Origin of the sequence: Shewanella sp. P1-14-1 (genome assembly GCF_001401775.1) — a bacterium.
Taxonomy (GTDB): domain Bacteria; phylum Pseudomonadota; class Gammaproteobacteria; order Enterobacterales; family Shewanellaceae; genus Shewanella; species Shewanella japonica.
The window spans coordinates 71687-89779 of sequence record NZ_LKTL01000008.1; the positions used below are offsets into that span (position 1 = coordinate 71687).

The 18093-nt window shown below is 39.0% G+C and carries 16 protein-coding genes; 6 read left to right on the forward strand and 10 right to left on the reverse strand.

Annotated features, from left to right (window positions below; all coding sequences use genetic code 11):
- Position 1 precedes the first annotated feature (1 nt).
- Entirely contained in the window at positions 2-1453 is a 1452-nt protein-coding gene (gene cls, locus AN944_RS07545; protein WP_055023992.1) for a cardiolipin synthase, read from the reverse strand.
- Positions 1454-1606: 153 nt separating this feature from the next.
- Between cls and AN944_RS07550 the strand changes: the two genes are divergently transcribed.
- Positions 1607-2455: an endonuclease/exonuclease/phosphatase family protein gene (locus tag AN944_RS07550; RefSeq protein WP_055024061.1), complete on the forward strand. Its 849-nt coding sequence runs from the start codon at positions 1607-1609 to the stop codon at positions 2453-2455.
- Between the two features lie 56 nt (positions 2456-2511).
- Here AN944_RS07550 and AN944_RS07555 read toward each other — a convergent pair whose 3' ends face one another.
- The gene (locus AN944_RS07555; protein WP_055023993.1) at positions 2512-3420 is read right to left on the reverse strand and encodes a hypothetical protein; all 909 of its coding nucleotides are present in this window, start codon (positions 3418-3420) and stop codon (positions 2512-2514) included.
- A gap of 223 nt (positions 3421-3643) precedes the next feature.
- Between AN944_RS07555 and yfbR the strand changes: the two genes are divergently transcribed.
- From yfbR to AN944_RS07575, 4 genes are all read left to right on the forward strand, one after another.
- Positions 3644-4252: a 5'-deoxynucleotidase gene (gene yfbR / locus AN944_RS07560; RefSeq protein WP_055023994.1), complete on the forward strand. Its 609-nt coding sequence runs from the start codon at positions 3644-3646 to the stop codon at positions 4250-4252.
- Between the two features lie 66 nt (positions 4253-4318).
- Positions 4319-5689, forward strand: coding sequence for an anti-phage deoxyguanosine triphosphatase (locus AN944_RS07565; RefSeq protein WP_055023995.1), 1371 nt, complete (start codon positions 4319-4321; stop codon positions 5687-5689).
- Positions 5690-6125: 436 nt separating this feature from the next.
- The gene (gene adhE / locus AN944_RS07570) at positions 6126-8738 is read left to right on the forward strand and encodes a bifunctional acetaldehyde-CoA/alcohol dehydrogenase (RefSeq protein ID WP_055023996.1); all 2613 of its coding nucleotides are present in this window, start codon (positions 6126-6128) and stop codon (positions 8736-8738) included.
- A 180-nt stretch (positions 8739-8918) separates the two neighbouring features.
- Complete coding sequence (locus AN944_RS07575) at positions 8919-9491, forward strand: DUF1569 domain-containing protein (protein ID WP_055023997.1); 573 nt, start codon at positions 8919-8921, stop codon at positions 9489-9491.
- 18 nt (positions 9492-9509) lie between these two features.
- On the opposite strand, the gene AN944_RS07580 is transcribed toward AN944_RS07575, so the two are convergent.
- From AN944_RS07580 to zwf, 8 genes are all read right to left on the reverse strand, one after another.
- On the reverse strand, positions 9510-9971 hold the full coding sequence (locus AN944_RS07580; RefSeq protein WP_082419948.1) for a GNAT family N-acetyltransferase: 462 nt from the start codon (positions 9969-9971) through the stop codon (positions 9510-9512).
- Positions 9972-10097: 126 nt separating this feature from the next.
- The gene (locus AN944_RS07585; protein WP_055023998.1) at positions 10098-10307 is read right to left on the reverse strand and encodes a hypothetical protein; all 210 of its coding nucleotides are present in this window, start codon (positions 10305-10307) and stop codon (positions 10098-10100) included.
- 21 nt (positions 10308-10328) lie between these two features.
- A complete protein-coding gene (locus tag AN944_RS07590) occupies positions 10329-11093 on the reverse strand; it encodes a hypothetical protein (protein ID WP_055023999.1) in 765 nt (254 codons plus the stop codon).
- 44 nt (positions 11094-11137) lie between these two features.
- Positions 11138-11875 carry a class I SAM-dependent methyltransferase gene (locus AN944_RS07595; protein ID WP_055024000.1) on the reverse strand — a complete coding sequence of 246 codons (738 nt, stop codon included), beginning with the start codon at positions 11873-11875 and terminating at the stop codon, positions 11138-11140.
- Positions 11876-12103: 228 nt separating this feature from the next.
- The gene (locus AN944_RS07600) at positions 12104-12745 is read right to left on the reverse strand and encodes a bifunctional 4-hydroxy-2-oxoglutarate aldolase/2-dehydro-3-deoxy-phosphogluconate aldolase (RefSeq protein WP_055024001.1); all 642 of its coding nucleotides are present in this window, start codon (positions 12743-12745) and stop codon (positions 12104-12106) included.
- A 19-nt stretch (positions 12746-12764) separates the two neighbouring features.
- Complete coding sequence (edd, locus tag AN944_RS07605; RefSeq protein ID WP_055024002.1) at positions 12765-14591, reverse strand: phosphogluconate dehydratase; 1827 nt, start codon at positions 14589-14591, stop codon at positions 12765-12767.
- A gap of 10 nt (positions 14592-14601) precedes the next feature.
- Positions 14602-15300 carry a 6-phosphogluconolactonase gene (pgl, locus tag AN944_RS07610; protein WP_055024003.1) on the reverse strand — a complete coding sequence of 233 codons (699 nt, stop codon included), beginning with the start codon at positions 15298-15300 and terminating at the stop codon, positions 14602-14604.
- Positions 15301-15310: 10 nt separating this feature from the next.
- Positions 15311-16783, reverse strand: a complete 1473-nt coding sequence (gene zwf, locus AN944_RS07615) for a glucose-6-phosphate dehydrogenase (protein WP_055024004.1) — start codon at positions 16781-16783, stop codon at positions 15311-15313.
- Positions 16784-17113: 330 nt separating this feature from the next.
- Here zwf and AN944_RS07620 point away from each other — a divergent pair, with 330 nt between their 5' ends.
- Positions 17114-17968 (forward strand): MurR/RpiR family transcriptional regulator, encoded by an 855-nt coding sequence (locus tag AN944_RS07620; protein WP_055024005.1) that lies wholly within the window; start codon positions 17114-17116, stop codon positions 17966-17968.
- Positions 17969-18093 lie beyond the last annotated feature (125 nt).

Here is an 18093-nt window from a genome sequence, read left to right on the forward strand (position 1 = left end):
CTTATAGTAAGGGGCTAAATAGATAAAACACTTGCTCAATGACTCGGCGATACATCGGACGTTTCTGCCATTCATCATGCGATAACCTGTCAGAATTATCCATGTAAGTCTGTAACAACCCCTTTAGCTTTGTGGCAAATTTGATGTCATCTACCGCAAGCGTCAGTTCAAAGTTAAGCCATAAACTGCGCATATCCATATTAACAGTACCAATCAAACAATGTTCGTCATCAATTAACACCGATTTGGTATGCAATAAACCACCATTAAATTGATATATATTGACATTAGCAGCTAACAGCTCACTAAAGAACGAACTGCTGGCCCATTTCACCATTGTCGAGTCATTGCGCCTAGGAATAATAATGTTCACTTCAACTCCACGTAGCGAGGCAGTCACTAACGCATCTAACAATTGTTCACTTGGTACAAAATATGGCGTGGTGATAACAATTTTCTTTTGCGCTTGATACAAACTTTGCAGTAAAACTTGATGAATGACTTCTTCAGGCATACCTGGGCCAGATGGAATGGCCTGTACTAAAGATGACGTATCAGTACATTGTGCTTTGTCTGGGAACGCTGGCAATAAACGTTCGTTAGTTTCAACTTCCCAGTCCCAAGCACTAACGGTATTGATAACAGGAACAACTGGTCCAGTAATCCGAACCATCATATCGATCCACTCACCAACACCATCTCCCTGTTTGAAGTATTTAGGGTCAACTAAATTCATCGAACCTGTATAACCAATATGGTTGTCTATAACCACTATTTTACGGTGAAGTCGCAGGTCCATCCTTCTAAAAAACATCCGTATAGGACTAACAATTAACGCTTGAACAACGTTGATATCAGATTTTTTCATCGCTTTAGGCCATTCAGACTTAAAGAATTGTCTACTGCCAGCGGCATCTAATAATAAGTTAACTTTTACACCTCGATTCGCAGCGCTAATTAACGCCTTAGCAACTTCATCCGCTAATCCACCGGGATGCCAAATATAAAACTCCATATTGATGGTCGTTTTAGCGTGATTAATATCGTTAATTATCGCGTGTAATATTTGCTCGGGCGTGTGCTGTAACTCTAATTCATTTGAAGTGAGTGAAGGAATATTAAGCTGTGAATCGCACAACTTACTGATTGAAGCGGCATAATCACTTTGCTTATCTGGTTGGTGTGAATTATGGCTATATAGCGTACTAAACCACTTCCCATAGGGTTCATACATTGCTTTTGAGCGGCTTGAGCGAGCTTTGCCTAGATGCAATTCGCCAAATAGCATATAGGCAAATACACCGACAAAAGGCAGAAAATAAATGATCAGTAACCAAGAAAAAGATACGCCAATACTGCGACGTTTAATGACAATACGGGTCGCTACGGCGCCTAATATCAGCCAATATAGAAAGACACCAAGGACCGCAATGATTTGAGTTAACTGATCCATTTTTAAAAATGTTATCCTTGGTGCTAGAGAATAGTAGAATGATTAATAGTAAAGTTTGATTGTACTCAATTCTTTATAAATCGTCACAAATGGCATTAATCTTCGTTAATAAATTGCATTCTAGTGACTAAACTTCGCTATTGTGAGGCTCAATTGCAGACAAGAAGTATTCAATATTGGCTGTTATTTACGTTTGTAACGATTTTAGGGATTTATATCGTTGCTATTTGCTATTTTAACGGTAATCCCGAGATCATGATGACGGAATCAAAACCCTATTTTTCTAGCCAATGCCTTTCCCAAGACACCACTTCACCACTCGATAGAAATGGACGGTTGAGTATTGCTGTCTGGAATATATACAAGCAAAAAAAGCAAGATTGGCAACCCGTACTTAAGCAGTTAACAGATCATAATGATCTCGTATTATTACAAGAAGCCAAACTTAATCATACATTTGCCACTTATCTTGAAGAGATTCAGCATCACGTTGTGATGGCTAAAGGCTTTAAGTTATTGAATGTACCTATGGGTGTCATGAACATTTCATCACAGCCAGCCAATCAGGCTTGTGCTTATCAAACCACTGAACCTTTAATACGGTTTGCAAAATCAACGCTTGTCGCATCTTATCCATTATCAACCGGTGAAACGCTTATGGTGGTTAATCTCCATGGAGTCAATTTTGACATTCGATTAAATCGTTTCGAAGCTCAATTTAAACAAGTCATCCACAAAATCAGTTCACACCGTGGGCCTATTATTCTTGCTGGTGATTTTAATACATGGCGTGATGGCAGGCTTAACATCGTAAAGCATCTGACACAGGGAATAAGACTACAAGAAGCGCACTATAGAACTGATTTTAGAAAACGCGTATTTGGCTTGCCATTAGATCATTTATATTATCGTGGGCTTACTTTGGTTGAGGCTAATTCTGATAGAACGACAGCATCAGATCATAACCCGATCAAAACACAATTCATGCTGATGAATGAATAACGGGGCCCCTTAGAGAGCCTAATTAGTATTGTATTTCAATCTGTCACAATGCTGTTCTAGAAGACTTTGAGGCTAATTAAACGTGGCTCATTACAAGTAAAGCGATAAAAATCAGTTTCTCTGTCTTGCCTACCGACAAACACGATCGCAGCCTTTTTATCAGTGCCTTTGACCAGTTGTTGTATGTGTTTTAATCGTTCGTTCAAGTGATTAATGCTTGTTTGGGTCCAACTAGCAATATTAATTTCGATATAATATGGCTTTAGATTTTGCTTTTTACCGTCCACTTCTTGCCACCAGCCAGCCGAAAGTTTTACTGTTATGGTATTTTCTGTAATGGCAGGTTTCTCCCAAGATAATGTGGAATAGAACACTTTATTTTCATCATCTTTGCTTTGAAATCGAAATTTTTGTTTACCCACTGGATTTAAGATTTTTTGGAAAACATCTCGATATTCAGAACCAGTTATTCCTTCAAAGTTAAGCTTTCTATCTCGGTCGTAAGGAAAATTAAAATATTGATCAACTACTGTTTGAAATGAACTCGTCACATAGTTATTTTTCTGACGAACGCCCAAATCCGCTTTAGCAGCCCTTCTAGAATGAGACGTGTCAGCCCCCTTTTCATCTGACACTTCAGGACTTTGTTTTATCGATTTTGCAGCAGTTAGATTAAAACAATTAGGATAAGATAATGGAAAACCTTCTTCAGTAGTAATCCTAGACTTCTTGGCTTGTTCTCTAATTTTAGACACGGTTTTAGCAAAACAATGTGGCTTATGTTCTTTATTCTTACCGGTTTTAAAATAAGGTTTACGTAAGTTAATGGCTTTTTTATAAGAACATGGGATTAATTCAACGCCGCATTCATCGCATATAAAGGTGTGGGATTTAACGTTTTCAAGTAGGTACAAATCTTCATTAGTCATGCGTTTATTTAACTCAACGCAGTGGGCATCATCCATGTCAATACTCTATGATTAGATCAATAAGTCAGAGTAAAACTATCACATCCTAAATTCAACAATATCGACAAATATCATTAAATTAATGAATAAAAACAAGGTAATGTTCTGGCAGTTACTGAATAACTGCAGTAATGTTAACCAACAAAAAGGCTTATTTATAATAACATTTAAGCCTGAGGCTTTTTGAATTCAGCGAGTCACTACTCACTAAGGGGCGAACATGAAACCAAGTACCTTTATGGCATGGATAACACGTATGCCATTATTAGAACGCTGGGCATTGATGCATTGCTTTCAAAAAGAAAATGTATCTGAACATTGTCACCAAGTCGCTGTCATAGCACACCTTTTGGTCGTGATTAAAAACAAACGCTTTGGTGGTCAACTCAATCCAGAAAAAGCCGCTACCATAGCCTTGTATCACGAAGTATCAGAAACCAAATTACAAGATATCAATTCAAACACTAAATACCACAGCCCTGAATTTACTAAAGCATTTAAAAAACTTGAAGATTTAGCTGAAAAAGAATGCTTAGCATCCCTTCCTGACGATCTTAGAGATGAAATGGAACCTTTACTGGTGCAATCAGAGGTCGATCCTGAATATAAGGCCATAGTCAAAGCCGCTGATATATTACAAGCATACGTTAAAACTATGAACGAATTGAGATTTAACAATGATGAATTTCACCATGTTAAAGATAACTTAGATCGTAAACTAAGTGAGATCCAACAGGCTTTACCTGAAGTAAAATGCTTTATAGATATATTTTTAGATAGCTGCACTTCAACACTCGATAAACTAACCCAAGATGATCCCCATCTATAGTTAGTTCAACAATTAAAATCTTTTGTTTAATGAACGACCTAATTGCAAGCACGAAAAGGAAGCGCCATGTCAGATACCATTTCTTTTAATACCGCATCAAATGAAACTCCTTGGCATGCAAGACGATTAGGTGAAGATAAAGCCCGACGCAATGATCATCGCAGCCCTTTTCAACGAGATAGAGCTCGTATATTACATTCCGCAGCATTTAGAAGACTACAAGCTAAAACCCAGGTTCATGGTATTGGTATGAATGACTTTTTTCGTACTCGGTTAACCCATTCATTAGAAGTATCGCAAATAGGCACTGGTATTGCGGCTCAATTAAAACGTAAATACCTACACATAAGCCATTTATTAGATTCAATGAGTTTAATAGAATCATTATGTTTAGCACATGATATTGGCCACCCGCCTTTTGGTCATGGTGGTGAAGTCGCATTAAATTATATGATGCGAAATCACGGAGGATTTGAAGGAAACGGGCAAACATTTCGGATTTTAGCTCGTCTTGAGCCTTACACTGAGTATTGGGGAATGAACCTAACCCGCAGAACGTTACTCGGTATTTTAAAATACCCAGCCCTTTATCATCAGCTTCATATTGATCTCGGACAGCAGGAAATTAAAAACCATCGTCAACTTAAACCTTCCGAGTGGCCGCCAGTAAAAGGCTTATTCGATGATGATAAAGATATCTATGATTGGGTATTATCAGCCCTGTCGACCCAAGACAGAAACCGGTTTGTCAGTTACAAAAACACTGGCGTATCTGTTTACCCTCATCTTAAAACGCAATATAAATCTTTTGACTGTTCCATTATGGAATTAGCTGATGATATTGCTTATGCAGTCCATGATTTAGAAGATGCTATCGTGATGGGTGTTGTGTCACCCAAACAATGGCAACAAGATGTTGCTTCTCATCTATCACTGAGTGAGGATGAATGGCTTAGCAATGAGTTTACTCATATCGCAGAGAAATTGTTTTCACATCAACATCACCTCCGTAAAGATGCCATTGGTACCCTAGTTAATGGATTTGTCACTGCGATTGTCATTGATGAAGATCCCCTGTTTGATGAACCCTTGCTGCGTTTTAATGCCAAACTAGAGCCAGCATTTGCTGATGCCTTAACGACACTGAAAAATTTCGTATTCAAGTTCGTTATTCGAAAACCTGAAATTCAAATGCTCGAATACAAAGGACAACAAATCATTATGGAGTTATTCGAAGCATTTGAATCCGACCCGCAACGTTTATTACCGCTAAATACTCAAGAGCGTTGGCAACATGCCAAGGATAATAATTTGAACGAAATGCGTGTGATTGCCGATTATATTTCGGGAATGACAGATGAATTTGCAGGACGATTACATCAGCAACTGTTCGGTCCAAAGTCAGCGGGTATTTTTGAAATCAGTTTAGAGCGATAACCCGACATATACGGCAGTCGACCTATCAAGTAGCACTGCCGTATCCCCCTTATTAAACCATAATCCCTTTAAGCTAACTTTTAGCGTTATCGCTCGTTATCTATATAATCCTAACTGTGAATCCATAAGTAAATTAGCCTAGTGGCAATCTGCTAATGAACTGAGATTATTCATCAATTTACCTGCTAAGTTAACACTAAAGTGCACTATTCAATGACTGTCATTTTTAGTTCAATAAATCAGCATATGATTAGCAACTGCAACCTTTATTCCTATCTCGTTAACATGTAATAAAATTACACTTAACTTGAATCTGTGGGCTTGATCACGACATAAATGCCTATAAAGAGGTAATTTTATAACAGAGGCACAAATTAAGAATTTGAAAGAGTCGTTAACTAAACTGATTTAGTTAACTATTTTTAAGGGAGTGATTATGACTGTCACCAATTCTGAACAACTTAACCAATTAGTCGATCGTGTTGCCAAGGCTCAAAAAGAATTTGCTAATTTCAGCCAAGAACAAGTCGATAATATATTTAGAGCTGCAGCACTTGCTGCAACTGATGCTCGTATTTCGCTGGCCAAAATGGCAGCAAGTGAAACCGGTATGGGGTTACTTGAAGATAAAGTCATCAAAAATCACTTTGCATCAGAGTACATCTATAACAAGTATAAAGATGATAAAACCTGCGGCATTATCGATGAAGATGTCACATTCGGTACAATAACAATTGCAGAACCTGTCGGTATTATCTGTGGCATAGTCCCCACCACTAACCCAACCTCAACAGCAATTTTTAAAGCGCTAATTAGCCTTAAAACGCGAAATGGGATTATTTTTTCACCCCATCCTCGAGCAAAAGAATCAACCACAACAGCAGCAAGAATTGTACTTGAAGCCGCCATTGAAGCTGGCGCTCCCAAAGATATCATTGGTTGGATTGACGAACCTTCAGTTGCGCTTTCGAATCAGTTAATGACTCATGACAGAATTAATCTAATTTTAGCAACTGGTGGTCCTGGTATGGTAAAAGCGGCTTATTCTTCTGGTAAGCCAGCAATTGGTGTCGGTGCGGGTAACACTCCTATCGTGATTGACGAAACAGCTGACATCAAACGTGCCGTTAGTTCGATTCTCATGTCTAAAACGTTCGATTACGGTGTTGTGTGTGCTTCTGAACAAGCCGTTGTGGTTGTTGATAGTATTTATGATCAAGTCAAAGAGCGTTTTGCTAGCCATGGTGGCTACATGCTATCTAAAAAAGAAACAAAGGCTATGCAAGGTGTCATTCTTAAAAATGGCGGCTTAAACGCAGATATCGTTGGTCAAAGCGCCGCGACGATTGCTGCTATGGCAGATATTACAGTCCCAAGCTGGACCAAGGTATTGATTGGCGAAGTCTCTGACATTTCTGATGCAGAAGCATTCGCCCATGAAAAACTATCGCCATTACTAGGTATGTACCGAGCAGCCGACTTTAACGATGCAATGGATAAAGCTGAAGCATTAGTCACCCTAGGCGGTATAGGCCACACATCAGGTCTATATACCGATCAAGATAGTCAAAGCGATCGAGTTAAAGCGTTTGGTTTTAGAATGAAAACCGCCCGTATCTTAATTAATACTCCAGCCTCTCAAGGTGGAATTGGTGATTTATATAACTTTAAACTCGCACCATCATTAACCTTAGGTTGTGGTTCTTGGGGCGGCAACTCTATCTCAGAAAATGTGGGTCCTAGTCATTTAATTAATAAGAAAACCGTCGCGAAAAGGGCTGAAAATATGTTGTGGCATAAACTTCCATCTTCAATTTATTTCCGCCGTGGCAGTTTACCTATCGCACTTGAAGAACTTGAAACTAAAAAACGAGCCTTGATCGTTACCGACAAGTTCCTGTTCAATAACGGTTATTGCGACGAAACCATCAAGATTTTAAAAGCTCAAGGACTTGAAACTGAAGTATTTTATGAAGTAGAAGCGGATCCGACCTTAGCGATTGTTAAACAAGGTGCAAAGGTCGCTCAAAGCTTTCAACCTGATGTCATAATTGCACTAGGTGGCGGTTCACCAATGGATGCGGCTAAAATCATTTGGGTTTTATATGAGCATCCTGACGTTGATTTTGCAGATTTAGCACTACGCTTTATGGATATCCGTAAGCGTATCTATCAATTCCCTAAACTGGGCGTAAAAGCTCAAATGGTGGCCATCCCAACCACGTCAGGAACAGGCTCTGAAGTGACCCCGTTTGCAGTTGTAACTGATGAAGTATCTGGGATGAAATACCCTATTGCGGATTACCAGTTAACACCCAATATCGCCATTGTCGATCCTAACTTAGTGATGGATATGCCAAAATCATTAACCGCTTTTGGTGGAATTGATGCGGTTACTCACGCATTAGAAGCCTATGTTAGTGTGATGGCAAATGAGTTTAGCGATGGTCAAGCACTACAAGCACTAGATTTACTGGTTGAGTATCTACCAGCAGCTTACGAGCAAGGATCGAATGCACCTGTTGCCAGAGAGAAAGTTCACAATGGCGCCACGATTGCTGGTATTGCATTTGCTAACGCTTTCTTAGGAATTTGCCACTCTCTTGCTCATAAACTTGGCGCTGAATTCCACTTAGCCCACGGTCTTGCAAATGCATTATTAATCAGTAATGTCATTCGCTTTAACGCGACTGACATGCCAACTAAACAAGCCTCCTTCAGCCAATATGATCGTCCAAAAGCCCTGTGTCGTTATGCAACGATTGCAGATCACCTAAAACTTGACGGTGTGGAAAAAGCTAAAACTGATAATGACAAAGTTGAACTACTAATAGCAAAAATTGATGAACTAAAATCGGTTGTCGGTATACCAGGTTCAATTCAAGAAGCAGGTGTTAATGAAGCAGACTTTTTAGCAAAACTCGATGAACTAGCAGAACATGCATTTGATGATCAATGTACTGGTGCTAACCCACGTTATCCTTTGATCAAAGAGTTAAAGCAAATATTACTCGATAGCTTTTATGGTAAGGCGTATCAAGATAGCTAAACATTTCCCCTTTAGTTTTCATTACGCATAAAGAATAACGCTAACAATGTTGAATTTGTTAGCGTTATTTTATATAGCATTTCTATGATTAGATAATTAGCAAAGCAAGCTATTTGCTGAAATCGTTCACATCTGATTTACTAGTTTACAAATTAAACATAAAACGGTAACTCACAAGCGATGCAACGTAGATTGGTTTTAAAGTCATTAATTGCAGGTGGTGCAGTGTTCAGTGCAGCTGGTATAACTTGGTTTTCTATCTCGCCAGAAAACCAACCTCTGACAATCAAGCAGACGATTAACACCTTAAATACACTCCAAATGATTTTAGTCACCCAGAGTGAATCCAATTCCGAGTACATATCATCAGCAGGACAATGGAAATTGGGGCAAATATTTGAACACTGCGCCCAGAGTGTTGAATATTCGATGACAGGTTACCCCGAACATAAATCAGCACTATTTAAAAACACCTTAGGCCATATCGCTTTTTCGGCATTCTCTGCTAAAGGAAAAATGACTCATAGTCTTCATGAAACAATACCAGGAGCACCTCAGCTTTCATTAAATCAAGACGTTAGCTATTATTTATCGGCTTTATCGAGACTAAGAAAATCACTAACCGATTTTGAATCTTACGCTGGAACGTTAATGCCCCACTTTGCTTATGGCGCATTAACAAAAGCAGAATATGAACTCGCCCATGTCATGCACATTAATAATCACCTAAGTGAAATTATCACTCGAACATAAGACGAACTTTGGTACCGTCTACAAGTTTAACTTCATTTCTACTAAGGTTTTTGTAAAGCCTACTTTCTCATAGGCTCGAATTGCTGAATCGTTAGCATCATAAACATCTAGATAAAAATCCAAAACACCTTGTTCCTTGCTCCAGTGAACAAGTTTGTCTATCAGACATTTATTAATGCCTTGGCCTCTGTATTCAGACTCAACAAACATAAAGCCTAAATAACAGTGTTTAGCATGATTCAAAGATATTTTAGACTGTCTGATTTGTGCATAACCTGTTGCGATAATGTCATTTTGTATTTCGCCAACTAAAACACAACTAAGTGGGTCTATCAGTAATGATTCCAAATCATAATAAATAGCGTTTTCGGGTTTAATACTCGAATTATAAGGCCTTTCCGCTTGAACCACCTTCTGTTCTAACTCTCGCAAAATGGCTATATCTGCCGGTGACGCTGTTCTAAAAGTAATATTATCCAATCTTTTTTCTCATCATTTAACCAGTGTCTATTAATTCATTGTGATAAAAGCATTAAGCTCACCGCGTAGCTCTTTTGATAGTCTACGCAATATTAAAAAGTGGGAAACCGATAATGGTTAACTAAGTTAGTTTATCCGATGCTGAACTAGCGAAATCATTTTTTGTGGGCTATCAACACCAATATAAATCTGTTTTGCATCATCAATTTCAGTCTTCAAAACGATGTGGATATTGGGTGCACCACTAAAATTATATCGCTTAACGCCTTTTTGCCTTCTTATTACACTCTGATTAAATTCTATTGTTTTAATATTATCCAACGCAATGGTAAACACGTTAAACACCCCATAGCGTATTTATATCTGGCGATCATCAATCGAGATAGGTCGTCTAGACATGGCTAGATACTCGGCGACAAAGAAAACTAAACTGAGTGCAGTTAACAATGTCACTATATTAGCTGCTAAGGGTGACCAAATAAAATGTAATACTAGGTGCATGAGTGGAATTTCGAATGCAATCATCAATATAAAACCTAGGGAATTAGATTGATTTGCATCTTTTAAATGATAACTAAATTGTTCATCTCCTTCATAAGCACTTGAATGAATCAATCGACTGCAAAAAATAAAGCTCCACACTCTCGTTTCAAAAATAATTAACTTACTGATAGCACTATCACCAATAAAACGTTTGATTGGCTTTTCGATTGCAAAGTCGGGATTAAGCCCCTTGGTTATCGCCTGTTTAATTGCAAATATTACGCAAGCAATAACGCTTAATTCAACGACAATGAAGCCGCATAAAATGAGGTAACGTAGGTTTGTAAGGTAAGGCCATACAACTTGATACTGAATGGGAATAATGTAGCTACCTAAAGCCACCAACAATGCAAAATAACCAATCGATTTTATTAAAGCTATCTTTTTAGATTTAATGCAAATGAAACACAGCAAAGGTAAGGTAACGCCAATATCAATCAACAATAACCATTCACTTTTTGACTGGCCGAAATCATTTAGCCTGGTGTCATAATTAAAAAAATGCCACCAGCTTGCAGCCATCAATATCAGAAATACCAGTGGTAGTTTTTCAATAACGTGTACGCGCTGTAAATTCATGAATGGCCATTTCAATCAGTAAAACTGTCAGTAAATCAATTTATTTACCCTAAACGCTTAAGATACATAAAACAATCTGTAGCCTGTTTCACACCTTCAATTAAATAGTCTTTTTCGTATTGTTCAATAACCTCAAAGCCATTCTCACGAAATAAATTTGCGACATATTTTGACGGGTAAAAATACATATGTACTTTATTTCCTTGGGTTGAGGTTTGAGTTTGTGAATAGAACTTATTTGAGGTCATAAGACTGACAAACAAGATGCTGTTATTGGCCATAAACTGAGGCAAGTCAGCAATAAATTGCTTCAGTTCGCGTTGATTTAAATAAGGAAAACAAAAAGCACAAATAGCAAAGTGATACTTATTAGATACTAACGCAGTAGAGGCATTACGTACCTTACGCATATCCAACACTTCATAATGAAACAATGGATTGTTAGCTGTTGCTAGAGCAACCATTTGTTCAGCAAGATCGAAACCATAGACACAAATATCTATGCTTATTTGTCGAGTCGCTTGCCAAGTTTTACACTGCTGGTGTAAATACAAACTCACATTACCTGGGCCGCAACCTATATCCAATATGAATATGGGCTTTGTATAAGTGACTGAGTCAACATCCGAAACTTGATCAACATCGGGAGATAAAGCCATTTCGAAAATATAGTCGCACAACTTATCAAGACTGTGGCTATATAAACTGCAATCCATGTATTTATCTTGATATTGTTGTGACATTCTATTAAATGTTGCCACACTTTGCGCTGATTTATCCATACGACCTTTATAAGGAATAAAAGAGTAAAACGATGGCTAAGATGCTAACAATTAAACTCTTCCCTAACTCCTAGCTCCTAGCTCCTAACTCCTAACCAAGTGATATCAACCATTTCAATTTTGAAGATTATTTTAATGAATGTGCATTTTAAACATTAGTCTATTTTAGCCAATAAAAAACCACCCGAAGGTGGTTTAATTTAACGAATGCTCACTTAAAGAGAGTAATTAAAGCGCACTAATCGCATCTTTACATAACTGGGTAATTCGGTCCCAATCGCCTTGCTCCATAGCATCAGTTGGTGCTATCCAGCTACCACCAATACAATCAACATTGGGTAAAGCCAAATAGTTTTTGTAACTAGTTGGAGTAATACCGCCTGTTGGGCAAAAACGAATATTTGCCAAAGGACCTGAAAATGCTTTTAACGCACCAACACCACCAGAGGCTTCTGCAGGGAAAAATTTGAAATGAGTGTAACCTAATTCCATTCCAACCATGACTTCAGAAATACTCGCAACACCAGGAATTAAAGGTACAGTGCCTTTCATGGCCGCCTTCAATAACCCTTCTGTTGCACCAGGGGTGATGATGAATTGCGAACCTGCATCAATTGCTTGCTGAAGATGTTGTTCGTTTAAAATTGTACCTGCACCCACAATGGCTTCTGGCACTTCTTTAGCAATTAATTTAATTGCTTCTAAAGCGCACTCTGTGCGTAAAGTTATCTCTAAAACACTGATACCGCCCGCAACTAATGCTTTCGCTAACGGTACTGCATGCTCAATTTTATTGATAACCATTACAGGAACAATCGGACTGCGTTTAAAAATATCTTGTGGCTGTATCGTCCAGTTATTCTCAAGCATTCGTTATTCTTCCTTACAATTAGTATTTTTCATCAATGGCACTGGTACAGCGAGCGCCGGTTTCAGGACCACTTAAATTACTTCGTAAAGCACCAAATAATTCACGTCCCATGCCAAAACTTGAATGATGTAAATCGACTTTAGCAGCTGTCCTCGCGGCTAATGTTGCATCGTCAACTAAAAGTGTTAGTTCACCAGTATCAGAATTAACACGAATTACATCGCCGTTTTCAATTTTTGCAATCATGCCACCGTCTAACGCTTCTGGTGTTAGATGAATAGCGGCAGGCACCTTGCCTGACGCACCTGACATGCGGCCATCAGTCACTAGTGCAACTTTATAGCCTTTATCTTGTAGCGTACCTAAGTAAGGGGTTAACTTATGAAGTTCTGGCATGCCGTTGGCTTTAGGTCCTTGACCTTTAACCACGACAACACAGTCCTTATCTAACTCACCCGCTTTAAAGATAGCGTCTAACTTGTTTTGATCGTCAATAACAACTGCTGGCGCTTCAACAACACGATTAGCAACTGGCACTGCCGATACTTTAATAACAGCTCGTCCGATATTACCTTTGAGCAATGTTAAGCCACCATTTGATTGGAATGGTGTATCAATATGGGTTAATACTTCTTTGTCTAAACTTTCTGTTGGGCCTTCAACCCAAATCAGTTCGCCGTCGACCAATCTAGGCTCTTGGGTATATTTACGTAAACCAAAACCTGCAACTGTATTAACGTCTTCGTGTAACAGGCCGGCATCCAATAGTTCTTTAACCAATAACGCCATACCGCCAGCAGCATGGAAATGGTTAATATCAGCATGGCCATTAGGGTAAACACGAGCAAGTAAAGGCACGTTTGCAGAAAGTTCTGAAAAATCATCCCAATTGACAATGATCCCTGCAGCACGAGCTGCAGCAACAATATGCATGGTTAAGTTGGTAGAGCCACCTGTTGCCAATAGTGCAACGATGCCGTTAACAACTGATTTTTCATTAACGATTTCACCAATTGGGCTGTATTGCGTTCCCATTGAAGTTAAACGACATACCTGTTTAGCTGCCATTGACGTTAATGCATCACGTAAAGGATCGTCTGGGTTAACAAATGACGAGCCAGGTAATTGAAGCCCCATAACTTCGAGCATTAATTGATTTGAATTTGCAGTACCGTAGAAAGTACACGTACCAGCACTGTGGTAAGAGCTAGATTCAGCTTCTAACAATGCTTCTCTATCAACTTTGCCTTGAGCGAAAAGTTGGCGTACTCGCGCTTTTTCTTTATTAGGAATACCCGATTTCATTGGGCCAGCTGGCACAAATAGCATCGGTAAGTGACCAAAACTTAACGCACCGATCAATAAACCCGGCACGATTTTGTCACAGATACCTAATAATAAAGCGCCATCAAACATATTGTGAGATAAGCCTACAGCAGTCGACATCGCAATGACTTCACGGCTAAGTAGACTGAGTTCCATACCAGGTTGACCTTGTGTCACACCGTCACACATCGCAGGTACACCTGCGGCAACTTGAGCAACACTGCCTACTTCCTGACAGGCTTTCTTTAAGAAATTTGGATAATCTTCATATGGCTGATGAGCCGACAGCATGTCATTAAATGCTGTAACAATACCAATGTTAGCTTTAGTAAATTGACGTAATGATTCTTTATCTGCAGGCTGACAAGCAGCAAACCCATGGGCTAAGTTACCGCAGCTTAAAGCACTGCGGTGTACGCCTTTTGCATTTGCATCGTTAAGGGCTTCAAGGTATTTCTTACGTGTATCTTTGCTTCGTTCGATTATTCTATCGGTAACAGCTTGAACTACTGAGTGCATAATTGACTCCTTAAGCGCTATAGAACACATCAACGGGCGTTTTACGCTGCGCTAATACGGCTCTAATAGGCATTTCGTTCACATCGTCATTTTGTAATGCTTGGCGATATACGGATAATTTAGATTCACCAACAAGATGAAGATAAATCTGACGACTGTTTAAGATTGCCCCTTTTGATAATGTGATGCGGGGATGCGGTGCTGTTGTCGGATTGACAGCTGCGCATAACAAATCAGTCGTAAAAGCGTTTTCTAGTTCAGTACTGCATGGGAACCATGAGCATGTATGCCCATCTGTTCCCATACCTAATACCACCACATCGAAAGGCTTTGGAAAGTTAGCTAATGATTCAATGGTCATTTCGCAGCCCTTTTCTGGACTATCGAACATGTTTTTCAAACCACGAAACTTAGCACTAGCAGCACGGTTCTGTAGAAGATGCTCACGGACTAGGCGCTCATTAGAATCTGCTTCTTCAGCATCAACCCAACGTTCGTCAGCTAATGTAATGTAAACATCACTCCAATCGATTGCTTTATTACTAAGTAATTTAAACAGTTTTAACGGTGTGGAACCGCCTGATACTACAAGACTGGCTTTACCACGACTATCAACAGCATCTTGTAGTTGATTAGAAATTTTCTCTGCTAATTTAGCTTCTAAATCAGCAGGAGTATCAAATGATTTAAATACAGATTCTTTAATCATGACTCATTCCTTATTCGTCCCAAGAGCGGCCGTCTTTAGTGATCAGTGCAACTGAAGCAACTGGGCCCCAAGTCCCTGCTGGATAAGGCTTAGGTTTTTCACCGCCTTTTTCCCAAGAGTTCATGATGCCATCAACCCATGTCCACGCTTCTTCAACTTCATCACGACGAACAAATAAGGCTTGATTACCTATCATGGCTTCAAGTAACAAACGCTCATAAGCATCAGCAATACGTTCATTTTTGAAAGTATCGGTAAAACTTAAATCAAGTTTAGTAGTTTGAATGCGCTGCTTCTCTTCAAGACCAGGCACTTTATTCATCATTTGGATCTCTACACCCTCATGAGGCTGCAGACGAATGGTTAATTTATTTGGTGGCAGGTTGCGCATACTGTCACGGTATAGATTCAATGGTGGGTTTTTAAAATAAACCACAATTTCTGAACTCTTGAACGGCATACGTTTACCGCTGCGCAAGTAAAATGGCACCCCAGCCCAACGCCAGTTATCAATATCAACACGCAGTGCGACAAACGTTTCAGTATTAGACTTAACATTAGCGCCCTCTTCTTCAAGGTAACCAGGAACAGGGCTGCCTTTTAAGAAACCTGCGGTATATTGACCACGTACGGTATTTTCAAAAACATTGTATGGCGTAATTGGACGAAGAGATTTAAGTACTTTTACTTTTTCATCACGGATGCTGTCAGCATCAAGATTGACAGGCGGATCCATTGCAACCAGTGTCAGCACTTGTAATAAATGGTTTTGAATCATGTCACGCATTTGACCAGCAGTATCAAAGTAGCCCCAACGCCCTTCGATGCCCACTTCTTCAGCAACTGTAATTTGTACATGATCAATTGTTCGATTATCCCACTTTGACGCAAATAGCGAGTTAGCAAATCGAAGTGCAATTAGGTTTTGAACGGTTTCTTTACCAAGATAATGGTCAATACGATAAACTTGGTTTTCGTTGAAGTATTCAGAAACTTTGTCGTTAATGACTTTTGATGATGCTAAACACGTACCGATTGGTTTTTCTAAAACGATACGAGTGTCAGGATGGATGAGGTTTTGTTCATTTAAACAGCGACAGATATCGCCAAAAATAGAAGGAGGCGTTGCGAAGTAACTAACCATGACACGTTTTGTTGGTTCTAATAGGTCATGGAATGCTTTGTAACCTTCAGCTTCTGTAAAATTAGTCCCTATATAATGACAACGCCCAATAAAGCGTTCTAAGGTCTCTTCACATAATTCATCTTTTACAAAGGTATTTAATGCTTTTTGTACTAACGCGATAAATTCTTCTTGAGTGAAGGCATCTTTTGCAACGCCAATCACTTTAGTGTCTGTATCTAACAGGTTAGCTTTATCTAGTTGATAAAGCGAAGGCAACAATTTACGTCTCGCGAGATCGCCCTTTGTACCAAAAAGCACAAAATCGCAAGCTTTAGCCCCTGAAGTTGAGTTACTCATTGCTCTACATACTCCTTTATTTTGTGTGATTCACCTTACGAAATTTAAGTATCCGACGATTTAAACCACACTTTTGTTGTAATATAACAACAGAATTAGTTTTGTGCATCTATAATTTGAAAATAATCCTTTGTTTTGTATCTAGCATTATTAACATAAAACCTGATAGTATTTTGGTGATTAAATTACTTTACTATCTTAGTCTAGTTACAAAACAACGATGAAAAGTGACTACATTTTGTTTTTAGAGGGATAAAAATTACTTCATTTCCTCTCAAATTGTAATTTATGATATAAAATTACATCATCCATTTTAGCGGACAATTGCTTATGAATACCCTTGAAAAGGTGCAAAAGAGCCTGACACAGTTTAGTAAGTCAGAGCGTAAAGTGGCAGAAGTTATTTTAGCTTCTCCTCAAACAGCTATCCACTCAAGTATCGCTACCCTTGCCAAAATGGCTGACGTCAGTGAGCCGACCGTAAACCGCTTTTGCCGACGACTGGATACTAAAGGGTTCCCTGATTTTAAATTACATCTTGCTCAAAGTCTTGCTAATGGTACGCCATACGTAAGTCGACATGTAGAAGAAGATGACTCACCTGAGTCGTACACAACAAAAATCTTTGAGTCTTCAATGGCATCCCTTGATACCGCACGTCAAAGCCTTGATGTGGTTGCTGTCAACAAAGCCGTCGATATTCTCACTCAAGCAAAAACAATCTCGTTCTTTGGTCTTGGTGCCTCATCATCTGTTGCACATGACGCTCAAAATAAATTCTTTCGTTTTAACGTCCCAGTAATTTGTTTTGATGATGTTCTCATGCAACGTATGAGCTGCATTGGTTGTAATGAAGGTGATGTTGTTGTGTTGATATCCCATACAGGCCGTACTAAATCATTGATTGAAATTGCACGTATCGCACGTGAAAATGGTGCTGCAGTGATTGGGATTACAGCACGTAATTCCCCACTGTCCCATGAATGTACGTTGCCTGTAACCATGGAAGTACCAGAAGATACCGATATGTACCTGCCAATGGCATCTCGTCTAGCTCAGTTGGTCACTATCGATGTTCTCGCAACTGGATTTACCCTAAGACGTGGACCTCGATTCCGTGACAATTTGAAGCGAGTTAAGGAAGTATTGAAAGAATCACGAGTTAATAAAGATCTTACTATCTAAATATTTCTGTTGAATGACACTTCCAAAAGGCCGAACAGTCTTCACTGTTTGGCCTTTATTTTCTGTAAATATCGAATCTGTCACAAAAATAAAACATTAAAAATGACCTTTTTGTTCGTAACTTT

Excerpts from the sequence above, each read along its gene's own strand:
- cls (WP_055023992.1), bottom strand. The coding sequence starts at position 1,453 with ATGGATCAGTTAACTCAAATCATTGCGGTCCTTGGTGTCTTTCTATAT.
- AN944_RS07555 (WP_055023993.1), bottom strand. The coding sequence starts at position 3,420 with ATGGATGATGCCCACTGCGTTGAGTTAAATAAACGCATGACTAATGAA.
- yfbR (WP_055023994.1), top strand. The coding sequence starts at position 3,644 with ATGAAACCAAGTACCTTTATGGCATGGATAACACGTATGCCATTATTA.
- AN944_RS07565 (WP_055023995.1), top strand. The coding sequence starts at position 4,319 with ATGTCAGATACCATTTCTTTTAATACCGCATCAAATGAAACTCCTTGG.
- adhE (WP_055023996.1), top strand. The coding sequence starts at position 6,126 with ATGACTGTCACCAATTCTGAACAACTTAACCAATTAGTCGATCGTGTT.
- AN944_RS07575 (WP_055023997.1), top strand. The coding sequence starts at position 8,919 with ATGCAACGTAGATTGGTTTTAAAGTCATTAATTGCAGGTGGTGCAGTG.
- AN944_RS07590 (WP_055023999.1), bottom strand. The coding sequence starts at position 11,093 with ATGAATTTACAGCGCGTACACGTTATTGAAAAACTACCACTGGTATTT.
- AN944_RS07595 (WP_055024000.1), bottom strand. The coding sequence starts at position 11,875 with ATGGATAAATCAGCGCAAAGTGTGGCAACATTTAATAGAATGTCACAA.
- AN944_RS07600 (WP_055024001.1), bottom strand. The coding sequence starts at position 12,745 with ATGCTTGAGAATAACTGGACGATACAGCCACAAGATATTTTTAAACGC.
- edd (WP_055024002.1), bottom strand. The coding sequence starts at position 14,591 with ATGCACTCAGTAGTTCAAGCTGTTACCGATAGAATAATCGAACGAAGC.
- pgl (WP_055024003.1), bottom strand. The coding sequence starts at position 15,300 with ATGATTAAAGAATCTGTATTTAAATCATTTGATACTCCTGCTGATTTA.
- zwf (WP_055024004.1), bottom strand. The coding sequence starts at position 16,783 with ATGAGTAACTCAACTTCAGGGGCTAAAGCTTGCGATTTTGTGCTTTTT.
- AN944_RS07620 (WP_055024005.1), top strand. The coding sequence starts at position 17,114 with ATGAATACCCTTGAAAAGGTGCAAAAGAGCCTGACACAGTTTAGTAAG.